The sequence below is a fragment of the Paenarthrobacter sp. NPDC091669 genome (assembly GCF_044756725.1).
Classification (GTDB): domain Bacteria; phylum Actinomycetota; class Actinomycetes; order Actinomycetales; family Micrococcaceae; genus Arthrobacter; species Arthrobacter bambusae_C.
The window spans coordinates 108,225-130,402 of record NZ_JBIVTK010000014.1; the positions used below are offsets into that span (position 1 = coordinate 108,225).

At 63.1% G+C, this 22,178-nt stretch carries 20 protein-coding genes; 16 read left to right on the forward strand and 4 right to left on the reverse strand.

Translation table 11 applies throughout. The annotated features are described in order from the left end of the window. Positions 1-13: 13 nt before the first annotated feature. From ACIQLI_RS20175 to ACIQLI_RS20195, 5 genes are all read left to right on the forward strand, one after another. Positions 14-964: a carbohydrate ABC transporter permease gene (locus ACIQLI_RS20175; RefSeq protein ID WP_400391696.1), complete on the forward strand. Its 951-nt coding sequence runs from the start codon at positions 14-16 to the stop codon at positions 962-964. Further along, the gene (locus ACIQLI_RS20180) at positions 961-1,884 is read left to right on the forward strand and encodes a carbohydrate ABC transporter permease (protein WP_400391699.1); all 924 of its coding nucleotides are present in this window, start codon (positions 961-963) and stop codon (positions 1,882-1,884) included. Before ACIQLI_RS20175 ends, ACIQLI_RS20180 begins: the two co-directional genes overlap by 4 nt. Before the next feature lie 25 nt (positions 1,885-1,909). Beyond that, complete coding sequence (locus ACIQLI_RS20185) at positions 1,910-2,560, forward strand: Poxvirus protein I5 (protein ID WP_400391702.1); 651 nt, start codon at positions 1,910-1,912, stop codon at positions 2,558-2,560. Positions 2,561-2,666: 106 nt separating this feature from the next. Beyond that, entirely contained in the window at positions 2,667-3,974 is a 1,308-nt protein-coding gene (locus tag ACIQLI_RS20190; protein ID WP_400391705.1) for an MFS transporter, read from the forward strand. A gap of 132 nt (positions 3,975-4,106) precedes the next feature. After that, on the forward strand, positions 4,107-5,396 hold the full coding sequence (locus ACIQLI_RS20195) for an ABC transporter substrate-binding protein (protein ID WP_400391708.1): 1,290 nt from the start codon (positions 4,107-4,109) through the stop codon (positions 5,394-5,396). On the opposite strand, the gene ACIQLI_RS20200 is transcribed toward ACIQLI_RS20195, so the two are convergent. Further along, complete coding sequence (locus ACIQLI_RS20200) at positions 5,393-8,542, reverse strand: family 78 glycoside hydrolase catalytic domain (protein ID WP_400391711.1); 3,150 nt, start codon at positions 8,540-8,542, stop codon at positions 5,393-5,395. The two genes, ACIQLI_RS20195 and ACIQLI_RS20200, sit on opposite strands and share 4 nt — an antisense overlap. After that, the gene (locus tag ACIQLI_RS20205; protein ID WP_400391714.1) at positions 8,539-10,635 is read right to left on the reverse strand and encodes a DUF6807 family protein; all 2,097 of its coding nucleotides are present in this window, start codon (positions 10,633-10,635) and stop codon (positions 8,539-8,541) included. The genes ACIQLI_RS20200 and ACIQLI_RS20205 overlap by 4 nt, the downstream gene beginning before the upstream one ends. A 335-nt stretch (positions 10,636-10,970) precedes the next feature. Between ACIQLI_RS20205 and ACIQLI_RS20210 the strand changes: the two genes are divergently transcribed. From ACIQLI_RS20210 to ACIQLI_RS20260, 11 genes are all read left to right on the forward strand, one after another. Continuing rightward, positions 10,971-11,660 carry a YesL family protein gene (locus ACIQLI_RS20210; RefSeq protein ID WP_400391717.1) on the forward strand — a complete coding sequence of 230 codons (690 nt, stop codon included), beginning with the start codon at positions 10,971-10,973 and terminating at the stop codon, positions 11,658-11,660. Beyond that, positions 11,653-11,889 (forward strand): hypothetical protein, encoded by a 237-nt coding sequence (locus ACIQLI_RS20215; RefSeq protein WP_400391720.1) that lies wholly within the window; start codon positions 11,653-11,655, stop codon positions 11,887-11,889. Before ACIQLI_RS20210 ends, ACIQLI_RS20215 begins: the two co-directional genes overlap by 8 nt. Continuing rightward, on the forward strand, positions 11,886-13,415 hold the full coding sequence (locus ACIQLI_RS20220) for an extracellular solute-binding protein (protein ID WP_354229437.1): 1,530 nt from the start codon (positions 11,886-11,888) through the stop codon (positions 13,413-13,415). The genes ACIQLI_RS20215 and ACIQLI_RS20220 overlap by 4 nt, the downstream gene beginning before the upstream one ends. After that, positions 13,412-14,386: an ABC transporter permease subunit gene (locus ACIQLI_RS20225; RefSeq protein WP_311214015.1), complete on the forward strand. Its 975-nt coding sequence runs from the start codon at positions 13,412-13,414 to the stop codon at positions 14,384-14,386. The genes ACIQLI_RS20220 and ACIQLI_RS20225 overlap by 4 nt, the downstream gene beginning before the upstream one ends. Then, entirely contained in the window at positions 14,386-15,258 is an 873-nt protein-coding gene (locus ACIQLI_RS20230; RefSeq protein ID WP_311214014.1) for a carbohydrate ABC transporter permease, read from the forward strand. The genes ACIQLI_RS20225 and ACIQLI_RS20230 overlap by 1 nt, the downstream gene beginning before the upstream one ends. A 57-nt stretch (positions 15,259-15,315) precedes the next feature. Beyond that, entirely contained in the window at positions 15,316-15,987 is a 672-nt protein-coding gene (locus ACIQLI_RS20235; RefSeq protein ID WP_400391725.1) for a rhamnogalacturonan acetylesterase, read from the forward strand. Continuing rightward, positions 15,984-16,676, forward strand: coding sequence for a DUF1961 family protein (locus tag ACIQLI_RS20240; RefSeq protein WP_400391727.1), 693 nt, complete (start codon positions 15,984-15,986; stop codon positions 16,674-16,676). The genes ACIQLI_RS20235 and ACIQLI_RS20240 overlap by 4 nt, the downstream gene beginning before the upstream one ends. Positions 16,677-16,727: 51 nt before the next feature. Next, entirely contained in the window at positions 16,728-17,732 is a 1,005-nt protein-coding gene (locus tag ACIQLI_RS20245) for an acetylxylan esterase (RefSeq protein ID WP_400391730.1), read from the forward strand. A gap of 223 nt (positions 17,733-17,955) precedes the next feature. Next, complete coding sequence (locus ACIQLI_RS20250; protein WP_400391733.1) at positions 17,956-19,110, forward strand: 3-deoxy-7-phosphoheptulonate synthase; 1,155 nt, start codon at positions 17,956-17,958, stop codon at positions 19,108-19,110. Positions 19,111-19,282: 172 nt separating this feature from the next. Then, a complete protein-coding gene (locus tag ACIQLI_RS20255) occupies positions 19,283-19,495 on the forward strand; it encodes a helix-turn-helix domain-containing protein (protein ID WP_017199160.1) in 213 nt (70 codons plus the stop codon). 164 nt (positions 19,496-19,659) lie between these two features. After that, positions 19,660-19,758, forward strand: a complete 99-nt coding sequence (locus ACIQLI_RS20260; protein ID WP_003792170.1) for a 30S ribosomal protein bS22 — start codon at positions 19,660-19,662, stop codon at positions 19,756-19,758. A 262-nt stretch (positions 19,759-20,020) separates the two neighbouring features. Here ACIQLI_RS20260 and ACIQLI_RS20265 read toward each other — a convergent pair whose 3' ends face one another. Both ACIQLI_RS20265 and ACIQLI_RS20270 read right to left on the reverse strand, forming a co-directional pair. After that, positions 20,021-20,983 (reverse strand): DUF559 domain-containing protein, encoded by a 963-nt coding sequence (locus tag ACIQLI_RS20265; protein WP_400391736.1) that lies wholly within the window; start codon positions 20,981-20,983, stop codon positions 20,021-20,023. A gap of 148 nt (positions 20,984-21,131) precedes the next feature. Beyond that, positions 21,132-21,980, reverse strand: coding sequence for an HAD family hydrolase (locus ACIQLI_RS20270; protein WP_400391739.1), 849 nt, complete (start codon positions 21,978-21,980; stop codon positions 21,132-21,134). Positions 21,981-22,178: the final 198 nt, after the last annotated feature.

Here is a 22,178-nt window from a genome sequence, read left to right on the forward strand (position 1 = left end):
ACGGAATATTCTCGTGACGCAAAGCCCAACCCTGAGCAGGCGTGCCGCCTCCGCTCCCACGCCGCCGCGTAAATCGCGGCGGCGTGGGGCGGACACCCGCGCCGGTTACACCTTCCTGTTGCCTTGGCTGCTGGGATTCATCGCCCTGACCGTGGGCCCGATGATTTCCTCGCTGTACCTTTCCTTCACCAACTACAACCTTTTCGATGCTCCCAAATGGATCGGTTTCGATAACTACGTCACCCTCTTCCAGGACGAACGGTTCCTGCAGTCGGTAGGCGTGACCTTGCAATATGTGGTCTTCGGAACCCCGCTCAAGCTCGCGGCGGCGTTGGCGATCGCGATGCTGCTCAACAGCAAACGCAAGGGCCAGGGCTTCTACCGGTCCGCGTTCTACGCGCCGTCGTTGATCGGTGCTTCGGTATCCATCGCGATCGTATGGAAGGCCATGTTCGGCGATTCCGGACCGGTGGACCAGGGCCTGTCCTTCTTCGGGATCAACCTCGGCGGCTGGGTAGGCAACCCCAACATGACCATGGGCATGATGATCCTGCTGACCGTCTGGCAGTTCGGTGCCCCCATGGTGATCTTCCTGGCGGGCCTGAAGCAGATCCCCACGGACCTGTATGAGGCAGCGTCGATGGACGGTGCCGGCCCGGTCCGGAAGTTCATCAACATCACCTGGCCGATGCTCTCGCCGGTGATCTTCTTCAACCTGCTCATGGAAACCATCCACGCGTTCCAGATCTTCGCCTCGGCCTACATCATCTCCAACGGCGAAGGCGGCCCGGCAGGCTCCACCCTCTTCTACACCCTCTACCTGTACTTGCGCGGTTTCTCCGATTTCCGGATGGGCTACGCCTCGGCGATGGCCTGGCTCCTGGTGATCGTGGTCGGCATCATCACGCTGATCTTCTTCAAGACCTCCAAGTCCTGGGTCCACTACAGCGGTGATGCAAAGTGACAACCATGGCAACTCCCACCCAGTCCGCACCCACGAAGCCCTCAACGGCACCGGTGTACAACCCGAAGTCCGAGTCCACCACGGTCAAACGGATTAAGAGCACCATCTTCCACGTCGTGGCCCTGGCCTTGGTGGCGATGGTCCTCTACCCGGCCCTGTGGATGATCTCCGCGTCCTTCAAGCCGAACTCCGAGATCGGCGGCGCGAACAACGCGTTGTGGTCGGCCAACTTCAGCTTCGACAACTTCGTCACGGCCATGGAAGGCATCGGCGGGGTCTCCACCCTGACGTTCTTCACCAACTCCCTGATCCTGGCCGTCGGCGCCGTGGTGGGCACGGTGCTCTCGGCGTCGATCTCCGCCTACGCGTTTGCCCGGATCAACTTCCCGGGCCGCGGATTGTTCTTCGGCATGATGATCGCCACCCTGCTCCTGCCTTTCCACGTGGTGATCATCCCGCAGTACATCGTGTTCCAGCAGCTTGGCCTCGTGGACACCTACGTCCCGCTGCTGATCGGCAAGTTCCTCGCCGCCGATGCGTTCTTCGTCTTCCTCATGGTCCAGTTCATGCGTGGCCTCCCGGCCGAACTGGATGAGGCAGCCCGCATCGACGGCGCAGGACACGTCCGCATTTTCGGCTCCATCATGCTCCCGCTCATGAAGCCGGCCCTGATCTCCACCTCGATCTTCTCCTTCATCTGGAGCTGGAACGACTTCCTGGGCCCGCTGCTCTACCTCAACACCCCCGAGAAATACCCGCTCCCGCTCGCGTTGCGGCTCTTCGTTGACCAGACCCAGTCCTCGGATTATGGAGCCATGATCGCCATGTCCGTCCTGGCGCTCCTCCCGGTCCTGGTCTTCTTCCTCGTCTTCCAGCGCTACATCGTAGAAGGCGTCTCAACACAAGGCCTCAAAGGCTGACGGACACGGAAGAGAATACTGAAGAATGAGCACTATGAATGCCACTGGCGCGTCATCGGGGAAGCCCGGAATTCCGGTCAACCGCTTTGCCCTCTTTGCCGAGACCATCCTGGCGGGAGTCATCGTGCTCGTCTTGTCTGTCCCCTTGGTGACGGCGCCGGCTGCCTATGCGGCCGGCGTCGCGCACCTGGAAAGGCACCTCAGCGGCAGGGACGATTCCCTCCGCAGCCTGTGGGGCAATTTCCGTCGTGCGCTTCCCGGCAGTTGGAAGTTTGGCATCACGACGGCGGCAGCCGCCGTCGTGATTGTCCTGAACCTGTTGCTCGCCCTGGTGGGTCAACTGCCCGGGCGAGCCGTCATCCTGCCGGCCACCCTGATACTGGCTGCGGCCGGGGCGGTCCTCCTGCTCCGCACCGCCGCCAACTGGAGCGGTGGCGTGAACTGGGACGGCGATGCGGGCCAACAGCCCGTTGAAGTACCAGGTCCGCAACGTTGGGCCGCTGCCTACGCAAGCGCCAAGAATGATTCCGTGCGTGATTGGAGCGGTTCCTTGCTGCTGCTTGCCGCCCTCTTCATGGCGATCGTGTTCGTCTGGATGTTGCAGGCGTTGTTCGTGATCGTGCCCGGGACCCTGGTCCTGGCCGCCGCGGCCATCAAGATCCGCTCCCACCGCTGAGTTTTTGTACAGCTGATGCCCTTTAGGAGCCTCCTTAAGGGCATTAGCTGTACAAAAACTCCATTAGAAATCCGCCCCCAAACCGCTGAATCGAGCAGTCCACCCCGTGTCGCCGCGCCCGTTCCCACTGCGCCCCAAATCCTCCACCACAGCCGAAGCATCCGCCCCGCGGACACGCTCCACAGAGACCTGGCATTACCCGCTGCGACACCACAATTACCGGATCTTCGTGGCCCTCTCCCTGGTGGGGAGCGGCGGCGTGTGGATGCAACGGCTGGCGCAGGACTGGCTGGTTCTCCAGCTCACGGGGAGCCCGGCCGCTGTGGGCCTCGCCGTGGCGTTGCAGTTCCTGCCCATGCTGGTGGTGGGCCCCATCAGTGGCGTGCTGGTGGATCTTTTCCCCAAACGACGCATCCTCCTTGTCTGCCAGTCAGTTGCGGTCTTGCTGGCTGCCGGACTGGCGGTGTGGAACGCTGCCGGTGGCACTGACGTCTGGGTGGTCTACGCCTCCTGCATTGCCTTGGGCATCACCAGTGCCATCGATGGGCCGGCGCGGCAGGTGTTCGTCAACGAGGTGGTGGGCGATACCGGGCTCCCCGCAGCCATCGGCCTGAACAGCGCAGTGAGCCAACTGGGTGCCATGGTTGGACCCGCACTTGCCGGCGTGGTGATTGCCCAGGCAGGTCCGGCCGCGGCGTTCGCTGCCAATGCCGGCTTGGGAATGGCCGTCCTGGTGATGATCGTGTCCATTCGGCCAGGCGGGCTCCACCACTCACCCGAGGTCAGCGGGCAGGAGCCGCGGCGCGGCCGGATCCTTGCTGGTTTCCGCTTTGTCCGGGAGCGTCCGCCGTTGCTCCTGACCATGCTGCTGGCAGGTTTGTTGGGCGCTTTCGGTATGAACGGACCCGTGGTCCTGGCGGCCTTCGCGGACCAGGTGTGGCACAGCGGTCCTGCTGGATTCGGCCTCTTCAACACAGTCAGCGCCTTGGGGGCCTTGGTGGGTGCTTTGGTGGCCACTCGGATCAAGCGCTTTGGCCGGAAAGGGATCGTGGCCAGTGCCGGGCTTTTTGGCCTAACGCAACTGCTGGCAGCCTTGATGCCCACGCAGGAGTGGTTCGTGGTGATGCTCATTGTGGTGGGCTTCATGACGCTGCTGTTCCTCACGAGCGCAACTACCGCCGTCCAATTGGAGTCCGGGGCCTGCGTTCGCGGCAGGGTCCTGGCCCTTTACTTCCCGTTGCTCTTGGGTGGGCACGCGCTGGGTGGTTTGCTGGCGGGGTGGCTGACGGAGGACTTTGGCGTCCGTACTGGACTGGTGGTGACCGGTGCGTTGGGTATGGCCTCAGCCGCTGTGATTGGTTTCCTGCTGTGGAGCTACTCAAGGCGCCGGCGCTGGGCACCTTCCCCGCGATGAGCGGTTTTGTGAATGTTTGGGAGGAAACAAACAAAAGTTCCTTGACGGGTGACGTAGAGCACACCTAGGCTGAGAAAGCGTTTTCTCCGACGTGCATCTGCAAGACTCACCCTGCCCAGACAAGGACCCCAGATGTCGATCCGTGCAACAAAGAAGTTCGCGCTTAAAGCTGCAGCCGCCGTGGCCGTTGTAGCCATCACCATGACAGGTTGCGGCAGCTCGCCGCAGGCCTCCTCCGACGGCACAGTCACCCTGCGCTTCAGCTGGTGGGGCTCGGATGTCCGCCATAAGATGACCCAAAAACTCATTGACGCTTTCGAGGCCCAGAATCCCACCATCAAGGTCAAGGGCGAATACGGCGACTGGTCCGGCTATTGGGACAAACTCGCTACTCAGGTTGCCTCGCAGGATGCGCCGGACATTATTCAAATGGATGCCGCTTATCTGGGCGAGTACGCCGAGCGCGGTGCCCTCCTGGAACTGAAAGACGTAGACCTTGGCAAGTTCGATTCTGCCGTTGCAGATGCCGGCAAGGTTGAAGGCAAGCAGTACGCCGTCACTGCCGGCGTGAACGCCCAGGTAGTTCTGGCCAACCCATCGCTCCTGTCGGCCAGCGGCGTCACGTTGCCCGATGACAAGACCTGGACCTGGGACGAATACAACAAGGCGGCGGCCGCCATCACCGAAGGCAGCAAGAGCGGCGTCTATGGTTCCGGAGCCGTCAGCGGTGACGCTCCCATGAATCTCTGGTTCCGCCAGCACGGCAAGTCGCTGTTTACCTCCGACGGCAAGTTCGGCTTCGACGAGGGCGACCTGACGGGCTGGTACGAATACCAGGCCGAACTCCGCGATTCCAAGGCCGTGCCGCCCGCCTCGGTGATGACCGAGGACGCCACCGCTTCCGTGGACCAACAGGGCCTGGCTACCAACAGGTTCGGGCTCGCCTGGTACTGGTCCAACCAACTGAGCGCGCTGACCAAAGCCTCCGGCCAGCCCTTGGAGATCCACCGTCCGCCGAGCACGGACGGCAGCGCCGCCAGTGCCAAGCAGTTCTACAAGTCCTCACAGTTCTGGTCGGCGAGTTCCCGCACCAAACACCCGGCCGAGGTGCAGAAGTTCATCGATTTCCTGGCCAACAATGTGGAGGCCGGGGAGATTGCCCTCGCAGACCGCGGCATCCCGGGCAACTCGGAGGTCCGCGCCGCAGTCCTTCCCAAACTGACACCGGAGGACGCAGCCACGGCACAGTTCATTGACGAGATCTCCTCCGAATTGGGGGACGCAGTGCCGGTACCCCCGGCAGGTTCCAGCTCCGCCGTCGAGGCCTTTGGCCGCTACGGCCTGGAGGTGCACTTCAACCGGATGTCACCCGCGGACGCTGCCAAGAAGGCCATGGACGAAGCCAGGAGCGCGCTGGGTTAGCCCAGCGGGCTGAAAGTCCACGTGCCAGGTCCGGCCGGAACTGTACGGCCGGGAAGGACCATCTGGGCCGTAACCCCTGCGGGAATGCTGCACTCCAGCTCCATGCCGTCGGCCGTCCGTTGCCAGGAAACGGCAACCACTCCACGCTGCGTGGGCACGCTGCCCTCGGCACGTTCCAGCCGGCACACCGGCGGTTGGATCACGACGGCGGATGCCCCCGGCGCTGTCACCCGGACACCGAGGAGGTACTCGAGGATCTCCCGGATCACGGACGCAGACCAGGCGTGGGACTGACTGTAGTCGCTGCCCTCATCGAGTTCCCAGGCCTCCCAGGTGAAGGACCCACCGGCCTCCAGCAAACGTGCCCAGCCAGGCTGGCCAGGCTCGGTCAGGAGATCCAGGACAGCGTCCACGCGCCCCTGCGAAAGCAATGCCCGGAACAGCCGGTGCACCGTCATGGGGCCCTGCCGCATCCCCATTCCGGCGATGCGTTCGGCATCCTTGGCCGCGTGCACGGAGGGGGTAATGCCCAGCGACAGCGGGAAGGACGTCGCATGCTGTGAGGCATTCAAGCTTGGCCGGCCGTCGGCGTGCAAACCATCCACCATCACGCCGTCCACGCGCAGCCGGGTGTTGATGTGCCCCGCCAGCTCCTCCGCCGCATCCCTGTAACGGGCGGCTTCGTGCGCAAGGCCTGCAGACCCGCAGAGCCGGCTGACGGCGTCGAGCACTGACCAGGACTGGGCGTTCACCGTGGTGCGCGCCGCGCAGTCCATGTCGTAGCCGAAGCGGCCCGGCGCCGGCCAATCCACGATGCCGTGGAGGTACGGACCCGCGCCGCCGCCAAGGTTGGTGACCAACCCGGCGGTGGGACCACTGGCGGGGATGTGCCGGAGCACGTACCCGGCCGTGTCCTGGAGGCAGGGGAGGAGTTCGTGGACCAGCGCGTCATCCCCACTGAGCCGGTGGTAGTCCTCCACCCATTCGGGCATCATGAGCGAGAAATCGGGGATGTCGCGCTTGCCGTCGCCGTTGGGATACACGGCGTTGTAGCGGCCCCGCTGAGCGGGTGAATCCCAGTAGCGCTTGGCAGATCCCGCGAATTCGCGCAGTGCCTTGGCCGTGAAATGACGCTCGCCGAACAGCGCCATGGTGGCGTAGGAGATGTTCACGGCGTCGCCCAGGAACTGGCCCTTCTCGCGGGTGGGCGTATCCACGAACTGTTCCTGCACACCCAGCAACGCAGAGTCCCGAAGAAGCCTGAAGACCCGGTTCAGGGTGTCGTCGGAGCTATGGAAACTGCCTTCGGCCGGGTGTTCGGCATGGATGACCGTTGCCCCCACCGCGCCGAGGTCCCCGAGGTCCACACCGGGAAATTCAAGGTAGCGGAATCCTAAATGCACCGCTGCCTCGTAGCGCTGCAGCCCGTCCTTCTGCGTGTACGGAAATGCCATATCCGTGTTCTGGCTGGCGGCTTTTCCTGCATCCACGCGCCCGTTGGCCTGGAGGTTGTATCCCGCACGGAGCATTACGGTCCGCCCGTGCCGGCCCGTCAGGAACTCCACCACCGGGCGCCCGGGGATCACTGCGCCGAAATCTGCCACCGGTGTGCCGTCGTCGGCCGTGAAAATGTCGACGGCGGGAGCATGGTTCCGCGCGACGCTGGCGTGATGTGGGTTGAGGACCGGGAAATCGGGGACGGGATGGGCTCCGAGTGAAAGTGCAGGCTGCCAGTCTTCCGGCTGGGCCGTGCCGTCGAAGTGCTCGATCGGGTCGCCTTCATCGTTCCGGTATCCGCTCTGGCGATAGGGCCCCTCGGCCACCAGCCACCCAGGCCCGGATCCGAACACGTCCCGCGTGCCGTCGTCGTACTCCACCGTCAACTGGGCCAGCAGACCGGGGTGGCCGGCCGCGCGGCCCTGGCCCGGACCGTACCAATGCGCGACGGCGGTCAAGGTGGCGGTGCCGCTCGACTGCAGTGTGTCAGTGACGTCGGCGGCGTTGTAGAAGTGTTCGCCCGGGTAGCCGAAGTTGGTGGTCTCCAGGCAGGGAATGCCGTTGAGGGTGAACGCGGCGTGGTGGCTCGCGGCAGTGTAGAGACGGGCGCGGACCACGGGACGCTTGAGGTGGAAGGTTGCCTTGGCAAGGGTCCACTCGTCGGGCTGGCGGAGGGGAGTGGTGGTGGTCCAGTCAGCCAGCGAGCCGGGGTCGGTGAAATCGCTGCTGAGGACAGTCTTCCCATCGCTCTGGACATCAAGGGAGAGGTACTCGGCCTGGCTCCGTGGCCCTTGGTGGAAGGCGATGCCCGTGCAACCTGTGCTTGCGACGTCAGAGTCCAAAGCCGTGGTGCCGTCAATGGTGACGGTGATGCGCTGCCCGTCGTCGCTGACCATCAGGTCCTGCCAGCCGTCATGGGGAGTGGCGCCCGCCCGTGAAACGGCGGTTGCCTCAAAGGCCGGGGTTTCAGCCAGTGCCTCCGTGGCGGGCGCAGCCATGGCACCGATTTCCCAAGCGGGAGCCTGCCGGAGGACGGCTGTTCGGTTGGGTTTCAGTTCCAGCAGCAGCCCGGTTCCGGGACCGTCGCTGCGAAGAAGGATCCCTGCTGTACCAAGACGCAAGCGGAAGCGGGCGGTGATCACCGTGCTGCCCCTGGCTGACACAGGCCAGGGAAGATGCGGCGAGCCACTCACCCGCAGCAAACCTTCCATCAGTTCCAGCGGCGCGCGGCCTCCCGGGGCACGGTGAATCCACTCGGCGTTCCAGCCGCTTGTTCCCGACCCGGAGAGACCCGTGCTGAATCGTGCGGGAGCGCTCGGCGCTCCCACAGCGCCGGTGGAGTCCGTGACCTGCACAGTCCACTGATAGTCAGAGTCAGGGCTGAGGTTGGGGCTATTTTCGGGGCTTGTGGAGGACTGGTGGTGCTGCTGGTCTGTGACAACAGTGCCCGAATCCCACATTTCTGTTCCGGCGCGGTCCATCACCCGGAGGCGGTACGCACCCTGGAACGATTGCCCGGCGTCTGCGGAAGGACCGGCATCCAGCAGCCAAGCGAACCTGGGCCGTGCCGGGGCCATCAGGCACCGCGTCCGGCCCTCCACCGTGAGGCCTGTTGCGAGCAGTGGCGATGCCGGGGCGCTGGAACTCATCGAGCTGACACCAAGTCCTCGATGTCAGGGGTGCCGAGCACTCCGTCACTGATCCACACGGTCACTGAACGGGTCAGCGACCCGCCCGCAGCCAGCTCGACGGCGGTGTCCCACGCCAGCGCCGAACCCACGGCCGGGTAGCCGCTGCATCGCACAAACCATGGGTCCGGGGACTCGGAAGGTGCGCCAAACACCAACGTGGCCGGTCCGCCGTCAAACTCTCCGGTCCACGCCAGCCACGGCGTCACTGAACCGTGCACGGCAGGTTCGCCCTCGGCTGTGGAGGAGAAGACGCGTGGAGAGGCATTGACAGGAAGCCTCCAGAAGAAGCCGCCGTAGCCACTTCCCGCGGCACCGTGCGAGCCAGGACTACCCAGCGAGGCATCCACGACGGCGGTGAGTTCCGTGGTGATGTCCAGCCGCCACGTCCGCGGGGAAATGAGCAAACGACGGAACGTGCGACGTTCCTCCAGGAGCAAGCCGCCATCGGCGGCCAGCCAGTGGAGGTCCGCTGTGGAGTGGTCCGGGCCGTGGGTGATTGCGGCGACCTCGATTCTGCCGTGGTCGTTCAGGTCCACGTATTTTCCTGCGGATCGACGATAACTGCGCCCACCCCAGAAGTTGCTGCCGTTGACGTCCTGCAGCGCGAATCCAGCGCCGAGATGCCACACGTGGTCCGAAGCAAGGTGCTCTGTCACCACGATGCCGCCCCGGGTGGTCACCGGATGAAGGTAGGGGCGCGGCGACAACGCGGTGTCGAGGTCACCTCCCCTGCGGAAGACGGCGTTGGGAGCTTCCTCGCTCGGATCACCACCGCCGGCACCCTCAGAATCCGCAGCGGGGGCGAAGAGAGCTTCGGAGCCCGCTGCGTCCGGTCGCGCCCACGGCAGGCCGAGTTCGGAGAACGTGGCATGGGACAGCGTGGCCCGTTCCAGGATGTCCTCGATGTTGGGGATCACTGCATGGGCTTGATCGCCGGATCCCACCCATGTCACGAATTCCGAGGGAATCAGGGCGGGAGCCTCGGCTGTCCGGATGGCTTCAAGGACGCGCATGAAGGCGCCACTGTGATCCAAGGGGCTGAGCAAGGCGGTGCCCTCGCTCAGGTGTTGGAGCAGGTTCTCCGTGAGATCATCCCGCCCGAAGACATGGGTGGTCTCGCCGGCTTCGGTGCGGACCGTGACACGGTCTTCGGTGTAATGGAACACCGCTGTTCCCTCGGTGCCGTGAAGCGTGACGTACGGTTCCACGGATTCGGTGGCGCACAGTGTCAGGGCGCAGGTGATGGGCAGCCCGTTAACGGTCCTCATGCGGATCACGGAGGTATCGTCCGCTTCAATGTCGTTGGCGCGGTAGAGGTCTGTGTCCACGAAGGCCAGGTCTTCTGCCTGGCGGGCTCCGGCGATGCGCAGGGCAGTGGCAATCGCGTGGGCCAAAGGATTGGTTGCGACGCCGTCCACCACATCCACGCCGTCGAGGCTGCGTTTGCCCGCCCAGCGCGAGCGCTTGTAGTAGGCGCGGTCGCGGACCCAGCGGCCGGTAGCGGAGATGCCCTTGAGCGTGCCGATGCCTGGAAGTTCTTCCGTGGCTTTGCCGTTGGCCAGCTGTTCCAAAGCGGCCAGCGCATGGGAACCCAGGCTCTGGAAACCGATCTGTACGCTGCGCCCGGCTGCGGTTGCGGACTCCTTGAGCCGGAGGAAGTCCTTCATGGAGGCTACCGGGGGCTTTTCCAGATAAAGGTGGGAATGGGAAGCGAGGACAGACAAAGCCAAGGGGGCGTGGGTCTGGATCGGAGTAGCCACAATGATCACGTCCGGGTGGTGATCGCCGGCCAGCAGGTCATCGAGGGTGGCGTGGACGGCAGTTGTTCCGGGCAACGCTCCAGCGGACGGGGGATTGGGGTCCGCCACGGCGACGAGTTCCACCACACCCTGCGCGCTCAGCCGATGGAGGTTGTGGAGGTGGTGTGTTCCGAAGCCGTGGACTCCTACCAGGGCAATCCTGGCGGGTGCGGTACGGGGTGCGGTCGCGGGTGCCGGTGCAGCCGGGGGTGGCTCGGGGCTGGTGATGGACTCGATGGAAGGGGTGTCCATGGCTCTCCTCTGCTGGCGCTGCAACGAAGGCGGTGACGCCGTCGTCGGGGTATTCAGGTAAGTATCCGGCGGGTTCAGGCTATACCCAGCAAGCGCTTTCCCAGTTCCGGCTCCGCCCAGTGTAGCGCGGGGCCGCAGTAAATGTAACGATTCAAGAATGATCTTGACGCCACCCTCGTCAACCGTCTAAGTTGACGGGAAAGCGTTTACTTAGTGACATGGCCCACGTGGGCCGACCCCAACTGACTGGCATTGGTGGTCGCTCTGAGCGTCCAGAACAACCACTACTGCCAGTTGCCTGGGCCTGTTCTGCAACGATGGAGAAAGGGGGGGGCATGGCCTCTGGCGGATTTGGCTTCCGTGCCTACACGCTCTTCGACACACTCGTCTGGATAGCTTGCCTGAACGTGTTGTGGATTGCCTTCACCGTCCTCGGTGGGGTTGTTCTGGGAATCGGACCCAGCACCGCTGCGGCCCACATCCTGGTCCGCGACAAGGTGCGGGGAAATGCCGCGCCGTTGATGCGGCGCTTCGCGAAGGAATACTTCAAGAACTTCGGCAAGGGAAATGCCTTGGGTTTGCCCGTCATTGCTGTGGGTGTTGCACTGACCCTGAATTGGGACTACTTCTCTGCAGGCTGGGACTTTGGCTCGCAGATCGCTTCCGCAGGAATCCTGATGTCGGCCCTCTTCGCCGCCGGCACGGTCTGCTACCTGTTCCCGATGTTCGCCCGCTACGAGCTTTCCCTTCCCCAGTACTTCCTGATGTCCTCACGCTTTGCGATGCGGCATCTGGCGGGAACGGTGATTCTCCTGTTCGTCACGGCGGCGGCCCTGTTCGTGTGCCGGTCGGTTCCGGGGTTGATTCCGTTCTTCGGCATTGGTGCGTGGCTTTATGTCACGGGGTGGCTTTGCGACCGCTTCTTTACGGCCAACGATGAGGCGATGTCAGCCGCCGTTGACGATGCGGCCCCCACCGGCCCTGTTTCCACCACGACCCACAGCACGGAGGCCAGCCTTGCCTGAACTCAACCGCGCCCGCCCCGCTTTGAGCGGGCCGCCGGTGCTTCACCGCTCCCTCGATGTTCAAGGAAGCAGCGAACTCGTCCCCAACGCCTCCGGCGCGACTATTAATGAAACGTATCAAGATGCGAGTGGCCAGCACATATGGAGCCTCAAAAGGTTCCCCGGCCTGCCGTCAAACCAAGAGTCGAAAGACACCAACCCCGATGAAGTGGAGCAGGTAAGAAAATGATCCGTAGAAAACACACGCTGGCCGCCGCCGTCGTCGTTTCCGCAGCCCTGGCGCTGACCGCCTGTGGTGGCGAAGCGCCGGCGTCGGACCTTTCCTCCGTCAAGATCATGGCGCCGTTCCTGGAGGCGCAGCCGCCAACAGCCGATGGTGCCGTGCAGAAGAAGCTCGAGGAACTCACGGGCAAAGACGTCAACATCACGTGGACGCCCAACGCATCCTACGAAGACAAGATGAACATCACGCTGGCTTCCTCGGAAATCCCGCACGTGCTGGTGGTCCAGGGCAAAACGCCTGGCTTCGTGAAGAACGCCGAAGCGGGCGCCTTCTGGGACCTCACGGACAAGCTCAAGGACTACCCGAACCTGAAGACCACCTTCCCGGAGGTCCAGCAGAACGCCAGCGTCAACGGCAAGGTCTACGGTGTTTACCGCGGCCGCAACCCGATCCGTGCAGCGGTCATGTTCCGCCAGGACTGGCTGGACAAGCTGGGTCTCAAGGCGCCCGAAACCACCGAGGACCTCTACAAAGTTGCCAAGGCGTTCACCGAGCAGGACCCGGACGGCAACGGCCAGAACGATACCTACGGCATCACCATCCCCAAGTGGGGCGCACTGGGAACCAACAGCCCGTATGACCTGATCGAGACCTGGTACGGCGCCGGCAACCGGTGGACCGAGCGGGACGGCAAGCTGGTCCCCAGCTTCGAAACGGACGAATTCCTCGAAGCCAACCGCTTCATCAAGAAGATGGTGGACGAGAAACTCATCAACCCCGATTTCGCCACATTCGACGGCACCAAATGGAACGAGCCGTTCTTCAACGGCAAGGGCGGCATCATCGTGGACGTCGACTCCCGCGTCAGCGTGCTGATCAACCTCTTCAAGCAGGCCAACCCGAACGACTTCGAGAACAAGGTGGGCTTCGTAGGCAGCCTCAAGGGACCTGACGGCGAACTGCACGCCCACCCCACCGACGGCTACTCCGGCTTCCTGGCCATTCCGAAGTCCAGCGTCAAGACCGAGGCTGACCTGAAGAACGTGCTCAGCTTCCTGGACAAGTTGAACAGCAAGGAAGTTGCCGTGCTCATGAACAACGGCATCGAGGGCGTGAACTTCACCCTTGAAGAGGGCCTGGCCGCCACCATCAAGCCGGAAACCCCTGAGGGCAAGGTGGTCAACACTGACATCAAGAGCTTCGCCCAGCTTGGCACCAACGTCACAGGCAACAACTTCTACCCGGTCAAGCAGGCCTCCGAGTACGAGCAGAAGGTCTTCGATGACCGCGTCGCCGTCATGGCCGGGGACCTCAAGAGCGCCGTGTACAACCCGGCAGCTGCCTTCGTCTCGCCCACCTACGTTGCCAAGGGCGCGCAGCTGGACAACATCGTGGCCGACGCCCGCATCAAGTACCTCGCCGGGCAGACCGACGAACAGGGCCTGAAGGACGCCATCAAGCTGTGGAACACCAGCGGCGGTGACAAGGTCAAGGAAGAAATTAACAAGCTCTGGCAGGAAAACAAGAAGTGACAGCCCCCGTCGTAGAAGCCAAAGCCTCGGAGCGGGCGGCCACCAAGCCGCCCGCCCCGGCGCGGCGGCGCGGGTTCGCCGTCCACTTCGCGCATTACAAGTGGCTGTATCTGCTGCTGCTGCCCGGAGTCCTGTACTTCGCGATCTTCCGGTACGGGCCCATGTACGGCGTGTCCATCGCCTTCAAGGACTACGTTCCGTTCCTGGGCGTCAATGGCAGCCCCTGGGTGGGTGTCACCAACTTCACGGACTTCTTCGCGAACCCGGACTTCCCACGGCTGCTGGGCAACACGCTGATCCTGGCGTTCCTGAACCTGGGCATCGCGTTCCCGCTCACCATCATCCTGGCGTTGCTGCTCAACGAGGTCCGTCTATCGGTACTCAAACGCACCGTCCAGACGCTCGTCTACATTCCGCACTTCCTGTCCTGGACCATCGTGGCGTCACTGAGCTTCCTGCTCTTTGCCCTGGACATCGGACCGTTGTTCCAGTTCGTCAACGGGCTGTTCGGGACGAACGTGGACATCCTGTCCGATCCCAACTGGTTCCGGCCCTTGATCGTGCTCCAGGAAATCTGGAAGAACACCGGCTGGGGCACCATCATCTTCCTCGCCGCGCTGGCCACGGTGGACCAAGACCAGTATGAGGCAGCAATTATCGACGGCGCCGGCAGGTTCCGTCGCGTCTGGCACATCACTTTGCCGGGCATCCGGTCCACCATCATCGTGATGCTCATCCTGGCCATCGGGCAGATGCTCAATACCGGCTTTGAGCAGATCTACCTCATGACCAACGCACTCAACCGCAGCGTGGCCGACGTCTTCGACACCTACGTCTACTTCGTGGGCATCACCCAAGGCGCCTACAGCTACAGCACCGCCGTCGGGCTCTTCAAGTCCCTCGTAGGAATCGTGCTGATCTTCGGCACCAACTGGCTGTCCAAGCGGTTCAACCAGAGCGGACTGTTCTAATGAAGATTCACAACACCCGCGGCGGACGGGTCTTTGACGCCGCAAACTACGTCTTCCTGAGCCTGGTGGGCATCATCACCCTGCTGCCGTTCATCTACGTGATCGCAGGGTCCTTCGCCAACGAGGCCGAGATCACCCGGCGGGCGTTCTTCGTCTGGCCCGAGCAGTTCACGCTGGGCGCCTACGAGTACATCTTCTCCACACCCGCCTTCACGCGGGCCCTCATCACCACCGTGCTGGTGACGCTGGTAGGCACCCTGGTACAGCTGGTGCTCACCGTGACCATGGCATACCCGTTGGCGAAGAAGAACCTGCGGGGACGGAAGCTGATCATGTCCTTGGTGGTCTTCGCCATGGTGTTCTCCGGCGGCATGATTCCTACGTTCCTGCTGGTCAAGGACCTGGGCCTGCTCAACAGCTACTGGGCGCTGATCCTTCCCGCGGCCATCAACCCGTTCAGCCTGATCATCATCAAGAACTTCTTCCAGGAGCTCCCGCAGGAGCTGGAAGAGTCCGCCAAGATGGACGGTGCCACGGAAATCGGGATCCTCTGGCGGATCCTGTTGCCGTTGTCCAAACCGGTGCTTGCTACGTTCGCGCTGTTCTACGCGGTGGGGATCTGGAACGACTTCATGTCACCCCTGCTCTACCTCAGCGATAACAACATGTGGACCCTGCAGATGTACCTTCGCCAAGTCACGGCGGCCTCGGACCTCCTGGGTACCGGCAACGTGGATCCGTCCTATATCCCGCCGGAACAAGGCATCAAATTCGCCGTGATCGTGGTGGCCACGCTGCCCATCCTGATCTTCTACCCCTTCCTGCAGAAGCACTTTGCCAAGGGCATGCTGATCGGTTCCGTCAAGGGCTAAGCGCGGCTGCATCAAGGCGTGCTGCATCCTGCGGCTGCATCATCTGAAAGGACACCCATGAAAATCCTCCTCGCGGGCGACTCCACCGTTGCCGCCTGCCCCAGCTTCGAGTACCCCATGAGTGGCTGGGGCGCCCATCTTGCGCCCGAAACGTACTGGTGGGCTGCCGTCCACAACTACGCCAAGGGCGGTGCCACCACGGAGTCGTTCCGGGAGGAGGGTCTTTGGTACCAGCTCATTAACCAGACCGTCCAGGGCGACCTGGTGCTCATCCAGTTCGGGCACAACGACCAGAAACGTGAACACCTGGCCGCCCGCACGGGCTACACGGACAACCTCAAGCGCATGGTGGCCGAGGTCCGCAGCAAGGGCGGCATCCCCATCCTGTGCACCTCGGTGGAACGCCGGCATTTTTCGGGCGGTCAGCTTGAGGTCACCCTGGGGGACTACCCTGTGGTGGTCCGGGAGCTTGGCTTGGAGCTCGGCCTTGACGTCATAGACCTCAACCAATGGACGCGCTCCCTCTACCAGGAGTTGGGGGAGGACGGTTCCAAGGAGCTGTTCTTCCACTTTGCTCCGGGCGAGCACGCACACTGGGCCGGCGGACTTGAGGACAACACTCATTTCCATGAGAAAGGCGCCCGGCGGATCGCTGCCTTCGTGGCGGAGCAACTGGAATCCCTCGGCTACGGCTTGCCTGCGACCCTCAACGCGGGAGCGCGTGCGTGATCCACTCCAACCCGCTGCGGGGTCCTGCGGATGTGGCTGATTGGGTGGCGGAAGGTCCGGTTCAGTTCGGAACGCATGAGGTGGGGACAGGCGACGACGGCGGCCCGGGTTTGGGTGGGGATGGCACCACCGCTCTGGTCCTGTCGGGCTCCCTTGATGCGGAGGAGCACGGCGACCACGCGCATTGGACGCTCTGGTGCCCCAAGGAAATTCCCGATCACGTAAGGATCAGCTGGGAGTTCCTTCCCTTGGAGGAGCCCGGCCTGGCCATGGTGTTCTTCGCAGCATCCGGCCACGGTGGCGAAGACCTGTTCTCTTCGGCTTTGGCTCCCCGCACCGGCTTCTATCCGCAATACCATTCGGGAGATATGGACGCCCTCCACGTCTCCTACTTCCGGCACAAACACCCCTCCGAGCGCGCGTTCCGAACCTGCAATCTCCGCAAGAGTGCGGGCTTCGAACTGGTGGCGCAGGGAGCTGACCCGCTTCCGCCCGCCGGGGATGCCGATGGTTTTTATCGCATGGAAGTGATCAAGGATGGCCCTCGGGTGGCGTTCTCCATCAACGAGTTGTTGCTCTTTGAATGGACCGATCCCTCCGCAGAACCGCTCCGGGGCGGGTACTTCGGGATTCGCCAGATGGCGCCCCTGAAATCGGCATACCGGAACCTGTCCGTAGCACCTCTCTAGCGCTTCAGCCCCTGTGACGGGGCACACCAAACCATGACGTAGGATGTCCACATGCCCCTCTTTGACCTTCCCCTTGAGAAGCTCCGCGACTACACCTCAAGCGTGGTCCCTCCAGCAGACCTCGATGCCTTCTGGGACCGCACCATCACCGAGGCGAGGGCCTTGCCGCTTGATGCTGTGTTCGAGCCCGTGGACAACTACCTCTCAGTGATCGACACCTTCGATGTGTCCTTTGCCGGCTTCGGGGGAGACCGCATCAAGGGCTGGCTGCACCTGCCGGCTCACCGTGAGCCGGGCCGGCAACTTCCCGTGGTGGTGGAGTACATCGGATACTCCGGTGGCCGCGGATTGGTCAACCAGAACACCCGATGGGCCCAGGCCGGTTACGCGCATTTCATCATGGACACCCGCGGGCAGGGTTACGGCGGCGTCTCGGGCGACACCCCGGATCCCCACCCGTCCGCCGGCGGAAACAACTACGCCGGGCTCATGACCCGTGGCGCCGACCACCAGGACAACTACTACTTCCGACGGGTGTACGTGGACGCGTTCCGTGCGGTGGAAGCGGCGCAGAGCCATCCCGCCGTCGACCCCTCCAAGGTAGTCCTGGCAGGCGTCAGCCAGGGTGGCGGCATTACTGTTGCGGCCGCCGGGCTGACGGCCGGAAGGCTCGACGGCGTCATCGCCGCCCTGCCCGACGTCCCGTTCCTGCAGGACTTCCCCCGCGCCATCGACATCACCCCGCGCGGGCCCTACCCGGAAATCGCCGGATTCCTGGGCCGGCACCGCGAAAGGTATGAGCCAATGCTGGCCGTCCTGAACTACTTCGACGGCGTACACCTGGGCCGTGCCGCCACCGTCCCTGCGCTGTTCTCCGCTGCGCAGATGGACGACATCTGCCCTCCGTCCACCGTTTTCGCGAGCTACAACAGCTACGGGGTTTCCGGCGGTGCGCCCGAAAAGGACATCGAGGTCTACCGCTTCAACAACCACGAGGGCGGCCAGGAACACCACTGGATCAAGCAGTTGCAGTTCCTGCGCAAACATTTGTCATGATGGCGGACGCGATTTGCCCGGTGTGAAGAACCGCGGTTATGGTGTGGCTATGACAAACCGTTGGTATGCGTATTTTTCGTTGGCTCTGGAGGGGCCCGCGTCTAACTGACACGCATCCAACTTTCCTTCAGAGCCAACAGGGCAGAGATCATTCTCTGCCCTTCGCCATATCCGGCGGGTTCTGACAAGGGGCCCGCTCCGCATCCCGGAACAGGACCCAGACATGACCAGCATCGCTGCAGAACCCACCGAATCGCTCGACTCCCCTGACGCGGGAGCCGCTGACGCCGCGCTTCCTTCAACCTCCAACCTTCGGGTGGCACGCTTCGAGCCCCTTCCGGCGCCCCAGGACCTCATCGCCGAGTTGCCGCTGGACGCCCGCTCAGCTGCCGTCGTCGACCGCGGCCGCGACCAGGTCCGCGCCATCATGGACGGCGTGGACGACCGCCTCCTGGTCATCGTTGGCCCGTGCTCCATCCACGATCCTAAGGCCGGCCTCGAGTACGCCCGCCGTTTGGTGAGCCAGGCCGAGAAGCACAAGGAAGACCTGCTGATCGTCATGCGGACCTACTTCGAGAAGCCCCGCACCACCGTCGGCTGGAAGGGCCTCATCAACGATCCCCACCTGGACGGCAGCCACGACATCGCCGCCGGCCTTCGCGCGGCCCGTGGGTTCCTGAAGCAGGTCACTGCCCTCGGACTGCCCACGGCCACCGAATTCCTGGAGCCCATCAGCCCGCAATACATGGCTGACCTCGTCTCCTGGGGTGCGATCGGTGCGCGCACCACCGAAAGCCAGATCCACCGCCAGCTCGCCTCCGGACTGTCCATGCCTATTGGCTTCAAGAACGGCACCGACGGAGACCTGCAGGTGGCAATTGACGCTTGCGGCGCCTCTGCCGCCGAGCAGGCCTTCCTGGGAATCGACGACGACGGCCGCGCGGCTCTCGTAGCCACCTCAGGCAACCCGGACACCCACGTGATCCTGCGCGGCGGACGCAAAGGACCCAACTACTCCCAGGACGATGTCGCGGCTGCTGCCTCCAAGCTCGCTGCCAAGGGCCTGAACCCGCGCCTGATCGTGGACGCCAGCCACGCCAACAGCGGCAAGAGCCACCACCGCCAGGCTGAGGTTGCCTTGGAAATCGGTGCGCAGCTCGAAGCGGGGGAGACCTCGCCGATCGCCGGCGTCATGCTGGAGAGCTTCCTGGTGGGCGGAGCCCAAAACCTGGACACCGCCAAGCAGCTTGCTGGGGAGCAGGAACTCGTTTACGGCCAGAGCGTCACCGATGCCTGCATGGAATGGGACGTCACAGCCTCGGTGTTGGAGCAGCTCGCAGCCTCGGCACGGAAGCGTCGGGCGGTGGTTGCGGAGTAGATCCGTTGCGTGGCTTCGCTGCCGGGGAGCCGCATCCCACTTACAGGAAAAGCTTTCACATTGGCCCCATCAGCCTCTAGAGTATCTAGCACATGGTTGTTGGATGGCTCAGCATCGGCACACCGTTCTACTGGGGGTGTCCTAACCGGCTGAGAGCAAAGGAATATGGGAAATGTCCGCAGAGACTAACTTCTCGAATGCGCGTTTCATGACGGTGGCCGAAGTGGCCGACGTCTTGCGTGTTTCCAAAATGACCGTGTATCGCCTCGTCCACTCAGGGGAGATGCCCGCCGTGAGGTTCGGGCGTTCCTTCCGGGTTCCTGAAGAGGCCGTTGCCCAGTACCTCAAGGGTGCCGTGGTGGACGGGCAATCCGAGACCGCCTGAGGCTGCCGGGGTCCGTCCCGCGGACCGTGGTCACAGGGTGCCCCTTTGAAGCGGTACTCTGTTAAGGAACGTTTTACGTCAATGTAAGAATCTGTCAGTTGTACTTGTCTGCTTCCGCGGATCTGTTCCAACAGACAGGAACTTCTAGTTTGTAAGGAACTTTCGTGGGTTCAGTTATTAAGAAGCGCCGCAAGCGTATGGCCAAGAAGAAGCACCGCAAGCTGCTTCGCAAGACCCGCCACCAGCGCCGCAATAAGAAGTAGAGATACTTCATCAAGCGTAAATGCCCGTTGCCTCTCGAGGTGGCGGGCATTTTGCGCCCCCATCCCTCTCTCAGGTCCCGCGGGTTTGGTGGGGTCCCTCTCTCACGTCCCTCGGGGTTGGTGGGTTCCCTCTCTCAGGTCCCTCGGGGTTGGTGGGTTCCCTCTCTCAGGTCCCGCGGGTTTGGTGGGTTCCCTCTCTCAGGTCCCGCGGGTTTGGTGGGGTCCCTCTCTCAGGTTCCTCGGGTTTGGTGGGTTCCCTCTCTCACGTCCCGCGGGTAAAACCGGAGCTGACCGCGGGATCCTGCCATGCTGATCGTAGAGCGGTCTTGATCTTACGAGTCGCTGACGAAAAGTTATCCGCCAAGTCGTCCTTTCCGAATTTGAGGACCATCCAACCTGCTGCTTCAAATGCCTTATCGCGTCGCCGATCGCTGAACATCTGTTCCTGCCCAAGGTGATGACCGCCGTCGTACTGAATTGCCACCCGCCGATCACGGAAGCCCAAGTCCGCAGAAGGCGAAAACGGGTCATTCGGGCGAAGTTGCACCTGCAGCTCCGGTTCGGGGATACCGGCGTCCAGCATCGCCAAGCGGAGCAGCGACTCTGGCCCGGAATCGGCTCCAACACGCATGAGGTCCAGTGCTTCTCGTGCCCGAACGACGCCTTGTAAATTCTTGTGCCTGCCCACCAAATCGCGAAGGGCCTCGAGGGTGGTGAACGGTGTGTCGCGGTCTTCGAAGTCCGGCCTGGGCCTACGAATGAGTTCGTCACCCATACATACGAGGTCGGAGAGCGGTAGGCGTCTTGCGAGATCCAACCAGGTACGCGACCGAGTGCTCATCCGGATGCCGTGAACATTTTCGATCTCCTCGTCGGAGGCCACAACCGTATGTCCGATCACTCCTTTGCGGCGGACGGACGGTAGATGCCTTGGCTTGCTGAGATGCAATTCATTGGAATCAGACAGCCATGGTGGAAGGCACACACCATGCAGCCTCGCGGCCGTTACATGGGATATCCATGCCCCCGGACTTGCGGCTGACAGCGACCTTGCAGCCGCCGATAGCTCAAAGTCCCAATCCGATGGACGGTAAAGGCCGCGGCTGACTCCATCTATTCCTACACGGTTCCAGAGGTGCGATTGCTTCAGGCCCGAGGCCTCGGCCTCGTCAATGGTGAATGGGGCATTGGTCAGTCGGGGCGGAAGGGGCACGGCGTTCTGCATATCTGGCATTCTCGCCCAGAAACGCTTGAGTCATCTTAAGTTATCCACAGGCTCGTTGAAGCCGTCGATGCATGTGAGAGACGGTTTGGTTCAAGCCCGAGGGATGTGAGAGATGGTTTGGTTCAAGCCCGAGGGATGTGAGAGATGGTCAGATGCGGGGGCCGCGGAACCTTGAGAAACCCCGCCACAGGCCGTAGACCGCTCCGCCAACCGTGGCGGCCTTGAGTCCGAGCGTTGCCGCGCGGCGACCGGAACGGAAGTCGTACACGGGCCAGTTGTTCTCGCGGGCGTGCCGACGCAACTTGGCGTCCGGGTTGATCACCACGGGATGACCCACCATGGTGAGCAAAGGGATGTCGTTGGCAGAATCGCTGTACGCCCAGCAATGATCCAGGTCCAAGCCTTCCCGATCGGCGACGAGCTGGACCGCGACTGCCTTCGCCGGTCCGTGCAGGATGTCGCCCACGAGTTTCCCTGTGTACATGCCGTCTTCCACTTCGCCCACCGTGCCAAGGGCGCCGGTCAGCCCGAGCCGGGTGGAAATGACCGTGGCCACCTCGATGGGTGTAGCCGTGACGAGCCAGACTTTGCGTCCGACTCTGAGGTGCTGTTCCGCGAGGGCCTTGGTCCCCGGCCAGATCCGCGACTCGATCATTTCGTCGTAGACCTCTTCGCCCAGGGCTTTGATGTCATCCACAGTGATGCCGGCAGCGAGGGTAAGCGCGGAGTCGCGGACCGAGTGGACGTCTTCCATGTTCTCGCCGCGCATGACGAATTTGAACTGCTTCCAGGCGAATCCGGCCGCTTGCGACAACGTGAAAGCCTTGCGTTCGTACATCTTGCGGGCCACGTGGAAGAGACTTGCGCCCTTCATCAGGGTGTTGTCGACGTCGAAGAACGCAGCTTCGCCCGTGCGCTTGTGCACGTTGTCCTTCTGCACGGTGGGCTTCTGCACCAAGGCGTCTGCGACCACGGCGGCGTTCTTCTCCTCGGGCATGCCTTGAGTCTAGTCAATCCCCGCGCTCCGCGTTCGAGGGCGCACGGTGACGTCACAGTAGGGCGTGGGATGTGAGAGAGGGGCGGCGGGGAGGGCGTGGGAAGTGAGAGTGCCCCTATGTTTTTCGTCAAGCGGTTGCGGGTGTTGGGGGTTGGTAGAGGGTGCCGTCGCGGAGCATGGCGTAGAGGGTGTCGCAGC